The organism is Nitrosospira sp. Nsp1 (genome assembly GCF_900100985.1).
Lineage (GTDB): Bacteria > Pseudomonadota > Gammaproteobacteria > Burkholderiales > Nitrosomonadaceae > Nitrosospira.
In genome coordinates this window covers 22,153-38,769 of sequence record NZ_FMUF01000023.1, presented here as the reverse complement: position 1 = coordinate 38,769, position 16,617 = coordinate 22,153, and the positions used below count along the sequence as shown (strand labels likewise).

At 50.7% G+C, this 16,617-nt stretch carries 16 protein-coding genes and 1 tRNA gene; 10 read left to right on the top strand and 7 right to left on the bottom strand.

Going from position 1 to position 16,617, the window contains the following annotated elements:
* The first annotated feature begins 21 nt into the window (after nucleotides 1-21).
* Nucleotides 22-1,026 (top strand): Nudix family hydrolase, encoded by a 1,005-nt coding sequence (locus tag BLP78_RS12665; protein WP_371128883.1) that lies wholly within the window; start codon nucleotides 22-24, stop codon nucleotides 1,024-1,026.
* Between the two features lie 164 nt (nucleotides 1,027-1,190).
* Here BLP78_RS12665 and BLP78_RS12660 read toward each other — a convergent pair whose 3' ends face one another.
* A complete protein-coding gene (locus BLP78_RS12660; protein ID WP_090459710.1) occupies nucleotides 1,191-1,388 on the bottom strand; it encodes a DNA gyrase inhibitor YacG in 198 nt (65 codons plus the stop codon).
* A 579-nt stretch (nucleotides 1,389-1,967) separates the two neighbouring features.
* On the opposite strand from BLP78_RS12660, the gene petA reads away from it, so the two are divergent.
* The 8 genes from petA (at nucleotide 1,968) to BLP78_RS12615 (ending at nucleotide 8,246) form a co-directional block, all read left to right on the top strand.
* A complete protein-coding gene (gene petA, locus BLP78_RS12650; protein WP_036575410.1) occupies nucleotides 1,968-2,573 on the top strand; it encodes a ubiquinol-cytochrome c reductase iron-sulfur subunit in 606 nt (201 codons plus the stop codon).
* Nucleotides 2,574-3,821, top strand: a complete 1,248-nt coding sequence (locus BLP78_RS12645) for a cytochrome b (RefSeq protein WP_025040623.1) — start codon at nucleotides 2,574-2,576, stop codon at nucleotides 3,819-3,821.
* Entirely contained in the window at nucleotides 3,818-4,555 is a 738-nt protein-coding gene (locus tag BLP78_RS12640) for a cytochrome c1 (protein ID WP_090459707.1), read from the top strand. Before BLP78_RS12645 ends, BLP78_RS12640 begins: the two co-directional genes overlap by 4 nt.
* Before the next feature lie 55 nt (nucleotides 4,556-4,610).
* On the top strand, nucleotides 4,611-5,210 hold the full coding sequence (locus BLP78_RS12635; protein ID WP_090459705.1) for a glutathione S-transferase N-terminal domain-containing protein: 600 nt from the start codon (nucleotides 4,611-4,613) through the stop codon (nucleotides 5,208-5,210).
* Complete coding sequence (locus BLP78_RS12630; RefSeq protein WP_090459703.1) at nucleotides 5,207-5,632, top strand: ClpXP protease specificity-enhancing factor; 426 nt, start codon at nucleotides 5,207-5,209, stop codon at nucleotides 5,630-5,632. The genes BLP78_RS12635 and BLP78_RS12630 overlap by 4 nt, the downstream gene beginning before the upstream one ends.
* Nucleotides 5,633-5,699: 67 nt before the next feature.
* Nucleotides 5,700-5,775: transfer RNA gene (locus BLP78_RS12625), tRNA-Thr, on the top strand.
* A 635-nt stretch (nucleotides 5,776-6,410) separates the two neighbouring features.
* The gene (locus BLP78_RS12620) at nucleotides 6,411-7,115 is read left to right on the top strand and encodes a hypothetical protein (protein WP_090459701.1); all 705 of its coding nucleotides are present in this window, start codon (nucleotides 6,411-6,413) and stop codon (nucleotides 7,113-7,115) included.
* Nucleotides 7,116-7,910: 795 nt separating this feature from the next.
* The gene (locus BLP78_RS12615; protein WP_090459699.1) at nucleotides 7,911-8,246 is read left to right on the top strand and encodes a YegP family protein; all 336 of its coding nucleotides are present in this window, start codon (nucleotides 7,911-7,913) and stop codon (nucleotides 8,244-8,246) included.
* Nucleotides 8,247-8,458: 212 nt separating this feature from the next.
* Here the strand turns inward: BLP78_RS12615 and BLP78_RS12610 are convergent, their stop codons facing one another.
* The 4 genes from BLP78_RS12610 to ppsA all read right to left on the bottom strand — a co-directional run bounded on the left by BLP78_RS12610 (nucleotide 8,459) and on the right by ppsA (nucleotide 12,470).
* Nucleotides 8,459-8,866 carry a hypothetical protein gene (locus BLP78_RS12610; RefSeq protein ID WP_090459697.1) on the bottom strand — a complete coding sequence of 136 codons (408 nt, stop codon included), beginning with the start codon at nucleotides 8,864-8,866 and terminating at the stop codon, nucleotides 8,459-8,461.
* 308 nt (nucleotides 8,867-9,174) lie between these two features.
* Entirely contained in the window at nucleotides 9,175-9,354 is a 180-nt protein-coding gene (locus BLP78_RS12605; RefSeq protein WP_090459695.1) for a hypothetical protein, read from the bottom strand.
* A gap of 63 nt (nucleotides 9,355-9,417) precedes the next feature.
* A complete protein-coding gene (locus BLP78_RS12600; RefSeq protein ID WP_090459694.1) occupies nucleotides 9,418-10,032 on the bottom strand; it encodes an undecaprenyl diphosphate synthase family protein in 615 nt (204 codons plus the stop codon).
* Nucleotides 10,033-10,079: 47 nt separating this feature from the next.
* Nucleotides 10,080-12,470, bottom strand: coding sequence for a phosphoenolpyruvate synthase (gene ppsA, locus BLP78_RS12595; protein ID WP_090459692.1), 2,391 nt, complete (start codon nucleotides 12,468-12,470; stop codon nucleotides 10,080-10,082).
* A gap of 121 nt (nucleotides 12,471-12,591) precedes the next feature.
* On the opposite strand from ppsA, the gene BLP78_RS12590 reads away from it, so the two are divergent.
* A complete protein-coding gene (locus tag BLP78_RS12590; RefSeq protein WP_090459690.1) occupies nucleotides 12,592-13,431 on the top strand; it encodes a posphoenolpyruvate synthetase regulatory kinase/phosphorylase PpsR in 840 nt (279 codons plus the stop codon).
* 90 nt (nucleotides 13,432-13,521) lie between these two features.
* Here BLP78_RS12590 and BLP78_RS12585 read toward each other — a convergent pair whose 3' ends face one another.
* On the bottom strand, nucleotides 13,522-14,151 hold the full coding sequence (locus BLP78_RS12585; protein WP_090459689.1) for a hypothetical protein: 630 nt from the start codon (nucleotides 14,149-14,151) through the stop codon (nucleotides 13,522-13,524).
* Between the two features lie 68 nt (nucleotides 14,152-14,219).
* A complete protein-coding gene (locus BLP78_RS12580) occupies nucleotides 14,220-16,610 on the bottom strand; it encodes a phosphoketolase family protein (RefSeq protein WP_090459687.1) in 2,391 nt (796 codons plus the stop codon).
* Nucleotides 16,611-16,617 lie beyond the last annotated feature (7 nt).

Genomic DNA, 16,617 nt, shown 5'->3' with positions numbered 1-16,617 from the left:
GGATTTACGCAAATTTAAAATTTGACCGTTTGCGTAGCATGTTTCATTCATCGGTTGCTGGCCATCCACCTCACCATGCCCTCTCCCACCCATATCACTGAAGTCGCCGTTGCGGTTATCACTGCTCCTGATGGCCGTTTTCTTCTTGCGCGCAGGCCCGAGGGCAAGCCTTATGCGGGTTACTGGGAATTTCCCGGCGGCAAGGTGAACCCCGATGAACCGCTACTGCATGCGTTAAGGCGCGAATTACTGGAAGAACTGGGTATATTTGTCGAGCATGCCTATCCCTGGATCACCCGCACGTTTAACTATAGCCATGCCTCTGTCCGCCTCTACTTTTACCGTGTAGTGAAATGGCACGGCCAGCCGCAACCCCGCGAAAACCAGGAGTTGGCCTGGCAATCCGCGGCCAATGTCTGGGTTGAACCGATGTTGCCGGCAAATGCACCGGTATTGCGGGCGCTGGATTTACCGGCGATCTATGCAATAACCAACGCTGCGGAATTAGGAACGGATATTGCGCTAACCCGGATTGAACACGCATTGAAAGGGGGTGTACGGCTGTTGCAGGTACGCGAGAAGGCGATGCCGGAGAAAGCATTGAATGCTTTTATCGGCGCTTTGATTGCACTCGGTCACCGCCATGGTGCCAGAGTATTGGTGAACGGCAGCATAGACAACATCGACTTTTATCGGAAAGCCGGCGTGGACGGGCTGCATCTTGCGTCAAGACAATTGATGGACATCGCGAAACGTCCGGATGTCGAGTGGTGTGGCGCGTCTTGCCACAATGCGGAAGAGCTTTTTCGCGCTGAGCAATTAGGCATGGATTTTGCGGTGCTTGCGCCGGTACTGCCGACGTTGAGTCACCCCGGCTCTGCGACCCTAGGCTGGCAAAGATTTGCCGCACTCATCCGGGATTGCTCGATACCCGTTTATGCGCTAGGCGGGTTGCACCGGGAAGATTTAACTACGGCATGGGAACACGGCGCGCATGGCGTGGCCATGATGCGGGGTATCGGCTGAAGATTCAGCCCTGCAGAGCAAAGGAAGGTTTGCCAACCGAAGGACCCGCGGTGAAAGACACAAGGCAACAGCCTGAGGCTGAGGTAGACTGGACCAATGTTCGGATTTGTGCGGGTCATTCGTTTTGCGATAGCGCTAATTCTTCGAACTCAAGCGCTTGATCGTTATTGCTCATCCTTAAACACATCTTCGTTCGGTTTTTCCGTGTCCGTTTCCGCATCCGGAATTCGGTAGGACTCCGAAGCCCATTGCCCCAGGTCGATCATCTTGCAACGCTCTGAACAAAAAGGCCGATAACGATTGCTCGTATCCCAGACGATAATCTTGCCGCAGTGTGGGCAATTGACGATAGGTTGCTTCATAATCGTGAACCTGAAAATATCCTATCCGTTGAAACATCACCAGACCCCTTGGCTATTATGGCTTGATTGTGCGAATCAAGCCAGCTAGCAGCCTGTCGGGCTTGAAGAATCGCGGCGAAAAAATAGCTTGCGAGGGCGGATTGTGAGGATTTTAAAGGTCAATAGTTATTCCATTGGCCGAAAAAGCGGCGAAATATGAACCACCCGGACGCTTTTGCAGCCGATTTACACTAAGTCCGGCAGACTGCTGAACAGTGCCCCAGACCGCTCGCTCCGCCGGGAACATAAAATTATGTTATATGAATGTCGTAACCTCATAAATATCCACCGATGTTGCGCGGTTTCCGATTTTTGTATCAAGTCAAACTCATGGCGGATATCGTCGGAAAGAATGCGCGTAGATGCAAGTATCCCGCTCATAACCCATTGATCGATAAAAACGGTCAGGTGCGGTTTTCCACCATCCAATCAATAGTTTTTGTAATGCATATTTATTTTTCGATATGTATTATGGTAAAATGGTTAAGTTTTTTATGAGTTTTTTTAGAAGGTCCGAAATTAAAAACGGGACTGCAAAATATGGCAGATATTGAGAAAAAACAGGAAATGAACGGCAGGAGACGTTTTCTCATCGCCGCAACTTCGATTGCGGGCGGGATCGCGGGCGTTGCCGTGGCAACCCCTTTCATGATGAGCATGATGCCCAGCGAACGCGCAAAAGCGGCGGGAGCGCCGGTTGAGGTGGACATCAGCAAGGTTGAACCAGGCATGCTGCTGATGGTCGAATGGCGCGGCAAGGTGGTATGGGTATTGAATCGCACCCCTGAAATGCTGGCTAACCTGAAGAAGCTTGACGGTCAGGTATCCGATCCAAAATCGGAAAAAGACCAGCAACCCAAGTATGCACAGAATGAAACACGCTCCATCAAACCGGCGATTCTGGTAGCCGAAGGGGTCTGTACCCATCTGGGATGTTCTCCCGTATATCGCAAAGATATTGCGCCCGCGGACCTCGGTTCCGACTGGCTGGGCGGTTTTTTCTGCCCTTGTCACGGTTCCAAGTTCGATCTCGCGGGCCGCGTCTACAAAAGCGTCCCTGCGCCTACCAACCTTGTCGTCCCCCCCCACATGTATTTAAGCGATACCACCCTGTTGATCGGGTCTGATCGCAAGGAGTCCGCATAAATGAGCAAGCGATTAGCGTCCATGGTCGACTGGATAGACGCACGTTTTCCCCTGACTTCCAACTGGAAGGCTCATCTCACCGAATACTACGCGCCGAAAAACTTTAATTTCTGGTATTACTTCGGCTCGCTGGCCATGCTCGTGCTGGTGAATCAGCTTCTTACCGGCATTTTCCTCACCATGAACTACAAGCCGGACGCCAGCATGGCGTTCGCCTCGGTGGAATATATCATGCGGGACGTGGATTTCGGCTGGTTGATCCGCTACATGCACTCCACCGGCGCATCCATGTTCTTCGTGGTGGTCTATCTGCACATGTTCCGCGGGATGATGTACGGCTCGTATCGCAAGCCGCGCGAGCTTCTCTGGCTAATCGGCATGGGAATATTTTTCATGCTGATGATGCTGGCGTTTACCGGATATATCCTCCCATGGGGGCAAATGTCCTATTGGGGTGCGCAGGTGATCGTAAGCATGATCGGCGCGATTCCGGTAGTAGGCGAAACGCTCTCGAACTGGCTGCTGGGTGACTTCATGCTGTCGGATGCCGCACTCAATCGTTTCTTTGCCTATCATGTTGTGACTCTGCCCGTTTTACTCGTGACGCTGGTAGTCGTTCACATATTGGCACTGCACGAGGTCGGCTCGAGTAACCCGGATGGGATTGAAATCAAAAAATATAAAGATCCCGTAACGCACATTCCCGTCGATGGTATCCCGTTCCACCCGTACTACACCGTCAAGGATATTTTTGGCGTCATCGTGTTCCTGATCGTGTTCTGTGGAATCATATTTTTCGCACCCGAGATGGGCGGCTATTTCCTTGAATACAACAACTTCGTTCCTGCCAATACGTTGCAGACGCCTGACCATATCGCCCCGGTATGGTACTTCACGCCATACTATTCGATGCTGAGAGCGGTCACCATCAACTTCCTGTGGATAGATGCCAAGCTCTGGGGCATCGTGCTGATGGGCGGATCGGTCGCGATCTTCGCGCTGTTACCCTGGCTGGACCGTAGTCCCGTGAAGTCCATTCGCTACAAAGGCCCTATTTTCAAATTTGCCCTCACGCTTTTTGTCATCAGCGTCTTTGTGCTTGGCTATCTTGGCACCAAATCGCCCACCCCGCTGTTCACAACACTTGCGCAAATATTCACGGTCATCTACTTCGCCTTCTTTATTCTTATGCCGTGGTACAGCAAGATAGATAAAACCAAGCCTGAACCAACCAGGGTGAAAGAATGAGAAAAATAACAACTATTTTAGTTATGTTATGCTTGGCCCCGCTTGTCGCATTTGCCAGCGAGTCAACCGTAAAGCTGGATCAAGCACCGATCCGGTCGGGCGATAAGCTCTCGCTGCAACGCGGCGCCAAGACCTTTGTCAACTACTGTCTGTCGTGCCACAGCGCGGAATACATGCGCTACAACCGGCTACGCGATATCGGCCTGACCGAGACCCAGGTCAGCGACAATCTTATATTTACCGGGCAGAAAGCAGGTGAACTCATGACTGTCGCCATGAAAGCCAAAGAGGCCAAACAGTGGTTCGGGGTCGCCCCGCCCGATCTATCGGTAATCGCCCGTTCTCGTGGTGCTGATTGGCTCTATACGTATCTCCGGAAGTTTTATCGTGATGACTCTACCGCTACGGGCTGGAATAACCTTGTATTCGATAAAGCCGCCATGCCTCATGTACTCTATCAGTTGCAGGGCGAGCAATCGCTGGTGACGAGCACCGTTGACGACGGTCACGGTGGCAAGCATGAGGTAAAGGAATTGAAGCTGGATAAACCAGGTGCGCTTTCTAAAACGGAATATGAAGCCTATGTGGCCGATCTGGTGAACTTCCTGGTTTATCTAGGTGAACCGGCTGCAACCAAGCGAGTACAAATAGGAATTCTTGTGATGCTCTTCCTGTTTGGCATGCTGGCGCTTACCTACGCCCTGAAACATGAATATTGGAAGGACATTCATTGATTATTTCCCGTTACGAAAGATGCACCCAGCTCGTTTGCGCTGAAAGTAACCAAATATGATGACGTTATACTCAGCAACCACCTGCCCTTTCAGTCACCGCTGCCGTATTGTGCTGTACGAGAAGGGCATGGATTTTCAGATCATCGATGTCGACCTGCATAACAAGCCGGAAGATCTGGCGATAATGACGCCCTACAGCCGGGTTCCCGTGCTGGTAGAGCGTGATCTTATCCTGTACGAATCCAACATCATCAATGAATATATTGATGACCGGTTTCCTCATCCACAACTGATGCCCGCCGACCCGGTCATGCGGGCTCGTGCGCGATTATTCCTGCATCGTTTTGAGCAGGAGCTTTTTTGCCATATTGACACGGTCGAACATGGAAATCCGAAAACCGCGGATAAAGCACGCGCGGCGATTCGCGATAACCTGACCGTGATTGCACCCGTATTTGCCAAGCAGAAACACATGTTGGGGGATGAATTTTCTATGCTGGATGTGGCGATCGCACCGCTGTTATGGCGATTGGATCATTATGGCATTCAGCTACCCAAACAGGCTGCACCGTTGTTGAAATACGCCGAACGGTTGTTTAGCAGGCCCGCCTTCATTGACGCACTCACGGCCTCCGAGAAGGCAATGCGAAAGTGAAGGAACTGTCAACCAAGCCCTATTTGATTCGCGCCATCTACGAATGGTGTTCAGATAGCGGCCTGACGCCCTATCTGTCTGTTAAAGTAGATGCCCAGACACGCGTACCGAATAATTTCGTGAAAGATGGTGAAATCATACTTAACATCAGCTCCGATGCCGCACATCATCTTACTCTAGGTAACGATGCGATCCAGTTCTCCGCCCGGTTTAGCGGTGTCTCACGCGAAATTTCTGTTCCGGTTGGCGCAGTTCAGGGAATATTTGCCAAAGAGACCTCGCAGGGCGTTCTTTTCACCCTTGAGGGCGACGCCAGCACAACGCAGGCAGACGCTAGTATTGAAGAACCGGCCAAGTTACCCCCACCCGAAGGTACGTCACCCTCCACGGGTGACAAGCGTCGCTTTCAGATCGTAAAATAGTCCGCATTATTTATCAGTTCCTTGAGGGTTTGCTACCCTGCCCCCCAGTCTCTATAATTGCACCCGCGCCGGCATAGCTCAGTTGGTAGAGCAGCTGATTTGTAATCAGAAGGTCCCGAGTTCGACTCTTGGTGTCGGCACCAAATAACAATGGCTTATAGAGTTTATCTATAAGCCATTGTTATTCCTTATATTTCTCCGTTATTTCATGATCAACCGAATCTAACCCGTTAATTTCGCTCGAACCTATCGGTTACATTCCGCCAGTTGAAGCTGAGGTAAACTATTATCAACAACTGGTCGAAAGGACTACGGTAGAAGTCTAACTTAAACCAAACAGCCTCCAATGAAACTCGGGGCGATTAAGATACGCTGGATGCGGAGGGGTTTATCAGGCTCCTTCGGACATATGCAGGAATGAGAGCTTAGCAAATAACCAACAAAACATGGTTTAGACGTTGAAAGGTGAGTTCATTGACAAAGCAATAGCTTGTTGTAATTCTTAGATACGGCTCCGCTATGCTTTCCATCTGGACCATAGTACCGATCTTCACGGGCACAGCCGCTCTTTGGCGTCGCAGAAAATGCCGTTGACACACCAAATTTAGTCAGATCAAGTCATTTTTTGAAAACAACTGGACCGCGGCTCTCTTGCCGAGATCCTATCGGTTATGCGCTACTATGCATATCAATGCGAGCTGTACGAATCTATGAGAATATTTGTATATCTCTTCAAAACAAGAATCCCATTCCCGCACTATCAAGATAAAAATTAAAAATGAATATTTATCTTATTTATAGTGTGACAGCGCTAGGAATCTTTCTCTCTCTCTTCTGGATGTTTTTCATATTCCGGGGGCGATCCATCCCTGGTACGCATACAATTACTTGGGGAAAGATTGAAATTAAAACCACTACCGTCCTCGGCGTTTTAACTGCGTCTTTGGCCACTGCAGTACTCCCACTAAGCATGCAATTTTATATGCAAGTTAACAAGCACAGCTTCTCTTCCGAAACGCTCGCGAACAAACAACTCCTAGAAGGGGAATGGTTATTTAAATCAAGCTACGAAAAATATTATGATGAACCAAAGCCTAATCTGTTATTTGGCAAGGGAAACGCAGTTATGCTTTGGAAGCATGATCAGAAGCGATATGACATTTATCTTAGCTATGGAGTTCATCGTTCGGGAGGAGCAGAACTTCTCTCCAGCGATTCTGATCTTCTTGCCGCCACCATTAAGGGTTTGTTATTTGTGGACGAAGAAGGAGCTCTCCCGCCACAGAATTTTACGATGGGCGATTTTGTTATTCTTACGAGGCTGCATTTTAAGAGCTATCCCCCGAGCATGCGGACTTATCAGTTTACAAATTGCTATGTAGGAAAAAAGACTCAAACTCATGTAGATACTATAAGGTGTGATTTCGAAACACCACAAACAAAATCAAAAGTAGAATTTACTTGGAATGGACCCCTCCATTAAACTGCATATAGACCCCCTTAGTTTTTGATACAACATAATCCGATCGCGGGCGCGGAAATATCTTCCCTATTACCTGTTTACTGCTTATCACAGGCCATGCCAACCGCCTGCACGCTCCCATAGACTTTTCTATGCAAGATTTCTATGGCAAGACTTCTAGCCACACGCATTGAACGTAAGAGCCACTATCTGATCCGCAGCCAACAAGGCGGCGACAGTGACGACTGCAGCGATCACCGCTGCAGTCAGGGCCATTCCCAGAACGCTCCGACATACACTGACGCTGGATTAACGGTTGGGGAATTTACCAGCTTTCGTAATATTGAAAAGGGCACAGATCTGGCGTTTATTTCGCCGACTCGTATTTAGCCTGTCAACTTGGAACCAACGAAAACACAAATGGCTTGTTGCGAAGATATTTTCCCAAAAGACTCAGACTTTAGAAATGTAACCCCCGAAAAACTTGCGGCCGCTGTGAAAATACTGAATTATCGACCCCGCAAGTGCTTCGGCTATCGGATTCCTCATGAGGTCTTCCTTGAGGCTAGACGTGGAACGGTTGGAAATGAATTCACCGCTATCTGCACAAAATAGGGGAACATTCATTCACAGTTCAACAATCAATGGCAAATTTACTTTTCGGATCATTACCCTTGGCACATAATAAGAACGTCAACCATAGCTAATTGCTCTGCGTTAACTGTTTTGACTTATGTAATTTAAGAGTCATAAAATCAGGTAATTAAGAAATAATGTAGTTATTTCGAGCTTTGCAACAACAAGAGGGGAATAAAAATGGCTGGGAAATTCGAGATTTATAAAGATAAAGCGGGTGAATTCAGATTCAGATTGAAAGCAAGCAACGGGCAAACTATCCTTGCAAGCGAAGGTTACGAGGCTAAAGCCGGTTGCATCAACGGCATAGCATCCGTCAAAAAAAACGCTCCTGACGATGTGCGCTATGAGCGCAAAACAACCGAAAGCGGTAAATTCAGGTTCAACCTTAAATCAGGGAATCATCAGATAATCGGCACGAGCGAGTCTTATGAATCAGAATCTGCTCGGGATAACGGCATCGAGTCAGTCAAGAAAAACGCACCCGATGCTTCGATAAGCGATACCACGGGGTGATGTGGAAGGGCTTCCATCAGGAAGCCTTCCCATTCGCTCACCGGATTGGGAAACAGGCTGCATGTAGCCGGCGCTAGCGCGATGTAACCAGTCTGTTGGACTACCCATGTGGATGATTTGTGATGCTTGGTTGTTGCATGGTTGGGTTGTGATTTACAGTCATCAAAAAACCCGCTTGAAGCGGGTTTTTTGAGACGTGAACGTGGAATTTCCTATATTGCCAGTACAAAACCAATAATGACCCCCACTACGATTTTTGCCACTATATTGTCTTTTAGCCAGGCCTCGACCTTTTGGGTGAAAACGGGACGATTTTTTTCCGACAGGACCGAATCAAGTACCTTGCTTGGCCACGCCATATCGTCAGGCTGACAGTCCCGTTCCTCTGGCTTACCAAAATTCCTTACCAAATACACTGCCAATCGCTCGGCGATCCAGCCCGACGCATATAATGCCGCCGCAACAAGAAGAAAGTAGGGAAGTGCAATAAGGAACTTGATAGATTTGTCCGCATATTGCTCCATCAAGGGATACCCAAAACTATTCAGCGAGACGAAAATCACCCATAACATCGGGAGAAATAAACAAATCATCAGAATATGAAAAAAAGCCTGTTTCATAGCTCCCCCTTCTCTTTTGGACTCTAAACAAGTATCAAAGAATTGTTACTTCAGGAATAGCCTAGTAAGTCAGCCGAATTCATCAATTAAGTACCCGTCTCATGGCTATATTACGTCCCGTATGATTATGAGCCGTATACGCAGCCTTGCGGTTCCCATATGTTATGCACTAGACTGCCATAAGATATGTGAAGAAGACGTCACATAAATGTGATTAACTTGTTAACAATTGAAATTAATTGGCAAACGGAAGACATGACTGTCTGAGATACAGGCACAGGCCGGCTTTTGCGAGCTGCCTGCCTGGGTTAATTGCGCTTGGCTAGCGCTTGCTTGATTTGCTCTAAATCCTGCTGAATTTGTTCCACTGATGCAGCCAGATAGATAAGGCCGAGGTAAAGATTATATTTTTCCGGCTGGGCTTGCTCGTCACCATACAAATTAAGATTTTCCACAAACATTCTTTTCGCATCCGAGGCAACCGACATGTTAGATCTCCGGTACTATGAATAGTTGATGGGTTTGAGGTTCAATTCAGAATGGGCCTTCAATCACCCGCCAAATGACCTATCCTGTCGCTTGAACCAGGACAGGGCATTCTCAAAATGCTGAGGCTGGAAATCCGGCCAGTATTCGTCCCGAATATAGAAATCAGCATAAACCGATTGCACCGGCAGAAAGCCGCTCAGGCGACGCCCTCCTCCCCATCTTACAATGAGATCCAGGCGCGAAACGTCGTTTGAACGCAAATTGCCATCTTTAAGGCCTCCCAGATCCCATTCCCAGCCATAGTTGATAAGCAAATTGACTTTCATGCCCGTACCTTGCCGCGTCCTGAACTCTTCCAGCACGGTGGGAAACTGTGCTGAAGTCTCATCGCCTACAACAAGCAGGGCCGCTCCCCTACGCGCAATTTCAAAAGCAAATGCCACGGACGCATCGGTAAAAGCAAGTTTCTGAGCCTTGGGCCGTTTGGTATTGTCTTGTGTAAAACAATAAATAGACGCTTCATCTATTCCGCGATCTTTGCATATTTCGTATAAGGTGAGTCCCGGGTCGATGCCGCAACCATATCCATCCTCTTTAGGCAGGCCGCGATTCTGGGCCCAGCGGCGATTACCATCGGGAATGAAGCCGATATGACGTGGCATACGGTTTTTTGCCATTTATATCCTTATACAAACATTCAAGATTGCGCGGCAGGGCGCTGAAATTATATCTTTTTTTTCGCTTCCTCTGCCAGATACAGCCAGGTATCGACCACTGTATCAGGATTCAGCGATAGGCTTTCGATTCCTTCTTCCATCAGCCATCGCGCCAAATCCGGATGATCGGATGGGCCTTGGCCGCATATCCCAACGTATTTATTCGCTCTGCGGCATGCCTGAATAGCCATCCGCAGCAGCGCCTTCACCGCCGGATCACGTTCGTCGAAGGATTCGGCGACGAGGCTGGAATCGCGGTCCAACCCAAGAGTGAGTTGTGTCAGATCATTGGACCCAATGGAAAAACCATCGAAGTACGCCAGGAATTGATCCGCCAGCAGCGCATTGGAGGGAATCTCACACATCATGATGAGCCGCAATCCGTTCTCGCCGCGCTTCAAGCCGTTCTCTTCAAGCAGCTCTATCACTCGCCTGGCTTCAGCCAATGTCCGCACGAAGGGAACCATGATTTCCAGATTGGTAAGACCCATTTCAATTCGTGCTTTTTTCAATGCTAGGCATTCCAGTTTGAAACAATCACCAAAGTCTGCTGCAACATAGCGCGAAGCGCCACGAAAGCCCAGCATGGGGTTTTCTTCAGTGGGCTCATACTGTTGCCCGCCAATAAGACTGGAATATTCATTGGACTTGAAGTCGGACAGACGGACAATGACGGGTTTGGGAAAAAATGCGGCGCCCAGCATGGCGACGCCCTCTGTCAACTTCTCCACATAGAAGCTGACCGGATCGGGGTACCCTGCGCTTTGGTTTTCCACTTGCTGTTTCAAGTCCCGTGGAAGATCGGGATAATGCAGCACCGCTTTGGGATGTATGCCGATCATGCGAGCGATGATGAACTCCAGCCGCGCGAGCCCTACGCCATCATTCGGTAGCCGCTGAAATCCAAACGCCAGTTCGGGGTTGCCTACATTCATGGTGATCTTGACCGGCGGCTTCGGCATGCTTTGGAGCACGAGATCGGTTACTTCAATTTCCAGGACACCGCGGTAGATATGGCCGGTATCGCCCTCCGTGCAAGATACCGTGACCATCTCGTTTTCTGTCAATAAACTGGTCGCGTTACCACAGCCCACCACCGCCGGAATACCCAACTCACGTGCAACGATGGCGGCATGGCAAGTCCGGCCACCGCGATTGGTCACAATGGCCGAAGCGCGCTTCATTACAGGTTCCCAATCGGGATCGGTCATGTCGGTCACCAGAACGTCACCGTCCCGCACGCGCGACATTTCGCTGGCGTTCAGGATCAGGCGCACCGGTCCACTGCCTATCTTCTGGCCAATGGCGCGCCCTGAAGCCAACACATCCGACTTTCCCTTCAAGCGATAGCGCCGCAGCGTATCCACCCCGGCCAGCGCCTGCACTGTCTCGGGCCGAGCTTGCAATATATAGAGCTTGCCGTCCAGGCCATCCTTGCCCCATTCGATATCCATCGGCCTCTGATAATGCCGCTCGATGACAACCGCGTGGCGGGCCAACTCCTCCACCTCCGCATCGGTAATGGAAAACTTCCTGCGCTCGGCCTCTTCCACATCCAGAGTTTCCACCGAACGACCGGTGTCCTTGCCTGTTGCAAATTGCATCTTGATGAGCTTGGAGCCGAGGTTGCGCCTTAGAATTGCAGGTTTCCCTTGCGCCAGCGTACGTTTATAAACGTAGAATTCGTCCGGATTCACCGCACCTTGGACCACGGTTTCACCGAGTCCATAAGAGGCTGTAATGAAAACCACTTCATCAAAACCGGATTCGGTATCCAGCGTGAACATCACGCCGGCGGCGCCGATGTCGCTGCGAACCATCCGCTGCACGCCGACGGATAGCGCTACTTCGGAATGAATAAAACCCTTGTGCACGCGATAAGAAATAGCACGGTCGTTGTAGAGTGACGCAAACACGTCCTTGACCGCCTTCAGCAAATTGTCCAATCCATGGATATTAAGAAAGGTTTCCTGCTGTCCCGCAAATGAAGCGTCTGCCAGATCTTCGGCGGTTGCCGAGGAACGCACCGCGACGGAAATCCCCCTCTCCCCCGCATCGCGCAGCATTTTGTCGTAAGCGACCGAAATTTCTTTTTCCAGACGCGGCGGTATCGGCGTGTCGACTATCCAGCCGCGAACCTGCGCGCCAGCCGCTGCCAGCGCCTTGATATCTCCGGTATCAAGCGCCGAGAGCCTCTTTTCAATACGCTGCGTCAGCCCGCCTTGATCCAGAAAATCGCGATAGGCATCAGCGGTCGTTGCAAAACCACCGGGAACCCGGACGCCTGCCTCGGCCAGCTGGCTGATCATTTCTCCCAAGGACGCATTCTTTCCTCCGACACTGCTCACATCGGTCATGCGCAACTCATCAAACCATAACACGTATCGTGAATCGTTCAATTTCTGCTCCTGTTTTAGTGGTCAGAATTGCGTGAATCGCGCCGGGATAACGATTGTGTTATACGCTAAAAAGCGATATTTTGACCAGTCGAAATTATTGTTATCGATGAACCGCTGATAAATGTCAACCCTAACGAAGCCACCCCGGCGAACCGCGTTTTTCCTCTCGGACCGAACGGGTATTTCTGTCGAAACGCTGGGGCATAGTCTTCTCAGGCAGTTCGAAAACGTGCCGTTTGAGGAAATTGCCCTACCCTATCTTGATACCCGAGAAAAAGTTGCAACCGCTGCCGGGCAAATCAGTGCGCGGGCTAACGCCGATGGGGTGCGCCCTCTGGTATTCAGTACATTCGTAAATCCGGAATTCCGGCTCATTCTTGGCACTGTCAACGCGCTGCATCTGGATTGCTTCAGTATTTTTATCGACCAGATGGAGGCTGAGCTTGGCGTACGTTCGTCGCATGTCGTGGGCCTTTCCCATCGGGTCGATAGCGCCGTCGATCACCTTCCGCGCATCGAGGCAATAAAATATACCCTTGAGCACGACGATGGCCTTTCCCGGAAGAATTGGCGCAAAGCGGATATTACCCTGATAGGTGTTTCACGTACCGGCAAAACCCCCACCTGCCTCTATCTTGCGCTGCAATATGGTATTTTTGCCGCAAATTATCCACTCATCCCCGAGGACTTCAGCCGCTTGGGGCTACCAGCCCAGCTCAAGGATATTCGCCACAAGCTGTACGGCTTTACCATCGATCCCGCCCGACTGCACCGCATACGTAGCGAACGCAAACCCGACAGCGAGTACGCCTCTCTCAAGAACTGCCAACATGAAGTACGTGAAGCAGAAATGCTGATGCGACGGGAAGGGATCTCCTACCTCGATGCAACCAGCAAATCCATCGAAGAACTCGCAACCGCGGTATTGCACCAGGCAAAATTGGAGCGGAAGATTTATTGAGGAATACTTTCTGTCTTGCACACTCCTACGGTTCTTCAGAGAAAGTTGCCTTGCCTTGCCGGGGCTTGACCAGGAGTTTGCATGGCGCTTTCACGCCGCAGGGCGTGAGCCGGTTCCTTCCATTCTTCCGTCATGACGATATTTTGAGAGCAGCGACTTGACGTCCCCATCTTCCGACACCTCGTTTGCCGATACCTTCAGCGTGCGATCATCCGGGTACAAATCGGAAATTGCAACGATCGACATGGCTGCCAGTTCCCATTCTTTCCTCGCAAACCCATTGTCGCTATCTCTGAAATCCGCATTGGCGTATACCGATCTCGGCCTGTCCGCTCTCAAACTCATCTGATAGAGAATATATCCGATAATAAACAGGATAATGCCGGCAGCGAACAATTCCCTGAGAAAATATACGATACCCAGGACAAACGATGTCAGGTATAAAATCACGCTGTTACGCTGCTTCTTCCATGACGTAGCAGGATAGGCGAATGCCATCCAGTATTTCACGATATAAGCGGTTAGATCCTCCGCGTTGTCCCACTTGTCAGCAAGAATTTTCGTTATTGCCGAGGTCGGTATCTCGGGCCTGGTGATCAGTGCCTGCGGTGCCACGATAATTGCATAAAGCGTCGGCAGGATGGCGCCCCAATAAACAGCATATATCTGATTCAGCGAAAATGAAGCAAAAATTGCGATGGCATTGATGAGAAGTATCATCAAACCTCCCTCTTGTATTTATACTCGTTCGCACTCGCAGACAACCTATGATGACCAACCTGATCTGATCAGCATGACCAGTTCCAGTCGCGGATCTCGGGCATATCCTCACCATACTGCCTGATATACCACGCGTGCTCGATCAATTTATCCCGCATCAATTGCTTGAGATAGGCGCCCTTATAACCCAGAGCGGGTACGCGGTCGACCACGTCCATTACCAGATGAAAACGGTCCAGGTCATTGAGCACGGTCATGTCAAACGGAGTCGTCGTTGTGCCCTCTTCCTTGTAACCTCGAACATGCAGATTTTCATGGTTGGTCCGACGGTACGTCAAGCGGTGAATGAGCCACGGGTAGCCGTGATAAGCAAAAATTATGGGCTTGCAGGTAGTGAACAGCGTGTCGAAATCGCGGCCGGATAGGCCATGCGGGTGCTCCTCTTTCGGCTGTAGCGTCATCAGGTCCACTACATTTATCACCCGTATCCTCAACTCAGGAACGTGATGGCGCAGCAGGTCGACCGCTGCAAGGGTTTCCAGGGTGGGGACATCGCCGGCACAGGCCAGCACCACATCCGGTTCGCCATCCTGATCGTTGCTTGCCCAGGCCCAGATACCGATGCCGGCAGTACTGTGCGTGATTGCGGCATCCATATCCAGCCACTGTAGCGCAGGTTGCTTCCCCGCCACGACAACGTTGATATAATTGCGCGAGCGCAGGCATTTATCGGTGATGACCAGCAACGTGTTGGCATCCGGCGGAAGATAGACGCGGATGATATCCGCTTTCTTGTTTACCACGTGGTCTATGAATCCAGGGTCCTGATGCGAAAAACCGTTGTGATCCTGCCGCCATACATGCGATGTCAGAAGATAATTAAGCGAGGGGATTGGCCTGCGCCAAGGGATTTGCTTGGTGACCTTGAGCCATTTGGCATGCTGATTGAACATGGAATCAATGATGTGAATGAATGCTTCATAGCATGAAAACAAGCCGTGCCGGCCAGTCAGCAGGTAACCTTCGAGCCAGCCCTGGCATGTATGCTCGGAGAGAATTTCCATCACGCGCCCATCCGGAGAAAGATTCTCATCTTCCGGCAGGATTCGCGCCACCCAGGTTCGAGCCGTTACTTCGAACAAAGCACCAAGGCGATTTGAACTGGTTTCATCCGCTCCCATCACGCGGAAGTTACGGCTGTCCAGGTTGAGTTTCATGACATCGCGTAAAAATTTCCCCATCTCCCGCGTGGCTTCGCCTACTACGGACCCTGGCGTGGGCACAGCAATGGCGTAATTACGGAAATCCGGCATTTCCAGGTCTTTCAGCAGTTGGCCGCCGTTGGCATGGGGATTTGCGCCCATTCGCCGCTCGCCCTGCGGCGCCAGCGCTGCCAACTCCGGTACCAATGTTCCCCTGTCATCGAATAACTCTTCCGGCTTGTAGCTTTTCATCCAGTCTTCAAGCAGCTTCAGATGCCATGACTTTGAACCGATCTCCGCAAACGGCACCTGGTGCGAGCGCCAAAAATCCTCGACCTTCTTGCCATCAACCTCTTCCGGGCCAGTCCACCCCTTGGGGCTGCGCAAAATAATCATCGGCCAGCGCGGGTATGTCGTTACGCCGTTGCTACGCGCCTCCTGCTGAATTGCCCTGATCTTGTCGATCACGACATCCAGCGTAGCCGCCATCGTCTGATGCATGGGTTCCGGATCGGACCCATCGACGAAATGAGGCTCATAGCCATAGCCTGCGAATAGTCTCTCCAACTCTTCGTGGCTGATGCGCGCGAGCAGCGTGGGGCCCGCAATTTTATAGCCATTCAGGTGCAGGATCGGCAGCACCGCGCCATCATGGGCCGGATTCAGAAATTTGTTGGAATGCCAGGCGGCGGCAAGCGGTCCGGTTTCAGCTTCGCCATCCCCCACCACGCACGTCACGATCAGATCCGGGTTGTCGAAAGCCGCCCCGAAGGCATGCGACAGTGAGTAACCCAGTTCACCGCCTTCATTAATCGAGCCCGGCGTTTCCGGCGCCACATGGCTGGGAATGCCGCCGGGAAACGAGAATTGCTTGAATAGCCGTTGCATGCCTTTGGCATCGCGGGAAATGTGGGGATAGAATTCGCTGTAGCTGCCCTCGAGCCACGTATTCGCGACCATGGCCGGTCCGCCGTGGCCGGGCCCGGCTATATAGAGCATATTCAGGTCATATTTTTTTATGACACGGTTCAGATGTACATAAATAAAATTAAGCCCGGGTGTCGTGCCCCAATGGCCAAGTAATCGGGGCTTGATATGCTCAAGCGCGAGCGGCGCCTTGAGTAAAGGGTTGTCCAGCAGATAGATTTGTCCGACGGAGAGATAATTCGCCGCACGCCAGTATGCGTTCATCTTGCGCAGATCATCTGCTGAGAGCAGCTTATTTTCAGGTGTGCTTATCGGCCGGGTTTCGCTCATGGTTTTC

Excerpts from the sequence above, each read along its gene's own strand:
- BLP78_RS12660 (WP_090459710.1), bottom strand. The coding sequence starts at position 1,388 with ATGAAGCAACCTATCGTCAATTGCCCACACTGCGGCAAGATTATCGTC.
- petA (WP_036575410.1), top strand. The coding sequence starts at position 1,968 with ATGGCAGATATTGAGAAAAAACAGGAAATGAACGGCAGGAGACGTTTT.
- BLP78_RS12645 (WP_025040623.1), top strand. The coding sequence starts at position 2,574 with ATGAGCAAGCGATTAGCGTCCATGGTCGACTGGATAGACGCACGTTTT.
- BLP78_RS12640 (WP_090459707.1), top strand. The coding sequence starts at position 3,818 with ATGAGAAAAATAACAACTATTTTAGTTATGTTATGCTTGGCCCCGCTT.
- BLP78_RS12635 (WP_090459705.1), top strand. The coding sequence starts at position 4,611 with ATGATGACGTTATACTCAGCAACCACCTGCCCTTTCAGTCACCGCTGC.
- BLP78_RS12620 (WP_090459701.1), top strand. The coding sequence starts at position 6,411 with ATGAATATTTATCTTATTTATAGTGTGACAGCGCTAGGAATCTTTCTC.
- BLP78_RS12615 (WP_090459699.1), top strand. The coding sequence starts at position 7,911 with ATGGCTGGGAAATTCGAGATTTATAAAGATAAAGCGGGTGAATTCAGA.
- BLP78_RS12610 (WP_090459697.1), bottom strand. The coding sequence starts at position 8,866 with ATGAAACAGGCTTTTTTTCATATTCTGATGATTTGTTTATTTCTCCCG.
- BLP78_RS12605 (WP_090459695.1), bottom strand. The coding sequence starts at position 9,354 with ATGTCGGTTGCCTCGGATGCGAAAAGAATGTTTGTGGAAAATCTTAAT.
- BLP78_RS12600 (WP_090459694.1), bottom strand. The coding sequence starts at position 10,032 with ATGGCAAAAAACCGTATGCCACGTCATATCGGCTTCATTCCCGATGGT.
- BLP78_RS12590 (WP_090459690.1), top strand. The coding sequence starts at position 12,592 with ATGTCAACCCTAACGAAGCCACCCCGGCGAACCGCGTTTTTCCTCTCG.
- BLP78_RS12585 (WP_090459689.1), bottom strand. The coding sequence starts at position 14,151 with ATGATACTTCTCATCAATGCCATCGCAATTTTTGCTTCATTTTCGCTG.
- BLP78_RS12580 (WP_090459687.1), bottom strand. The coding sequence starts at position 16,610 with ATGAGCGAAACCCGGCCGATAAGCACACCTGAAAATAAGCTGCTCTCA.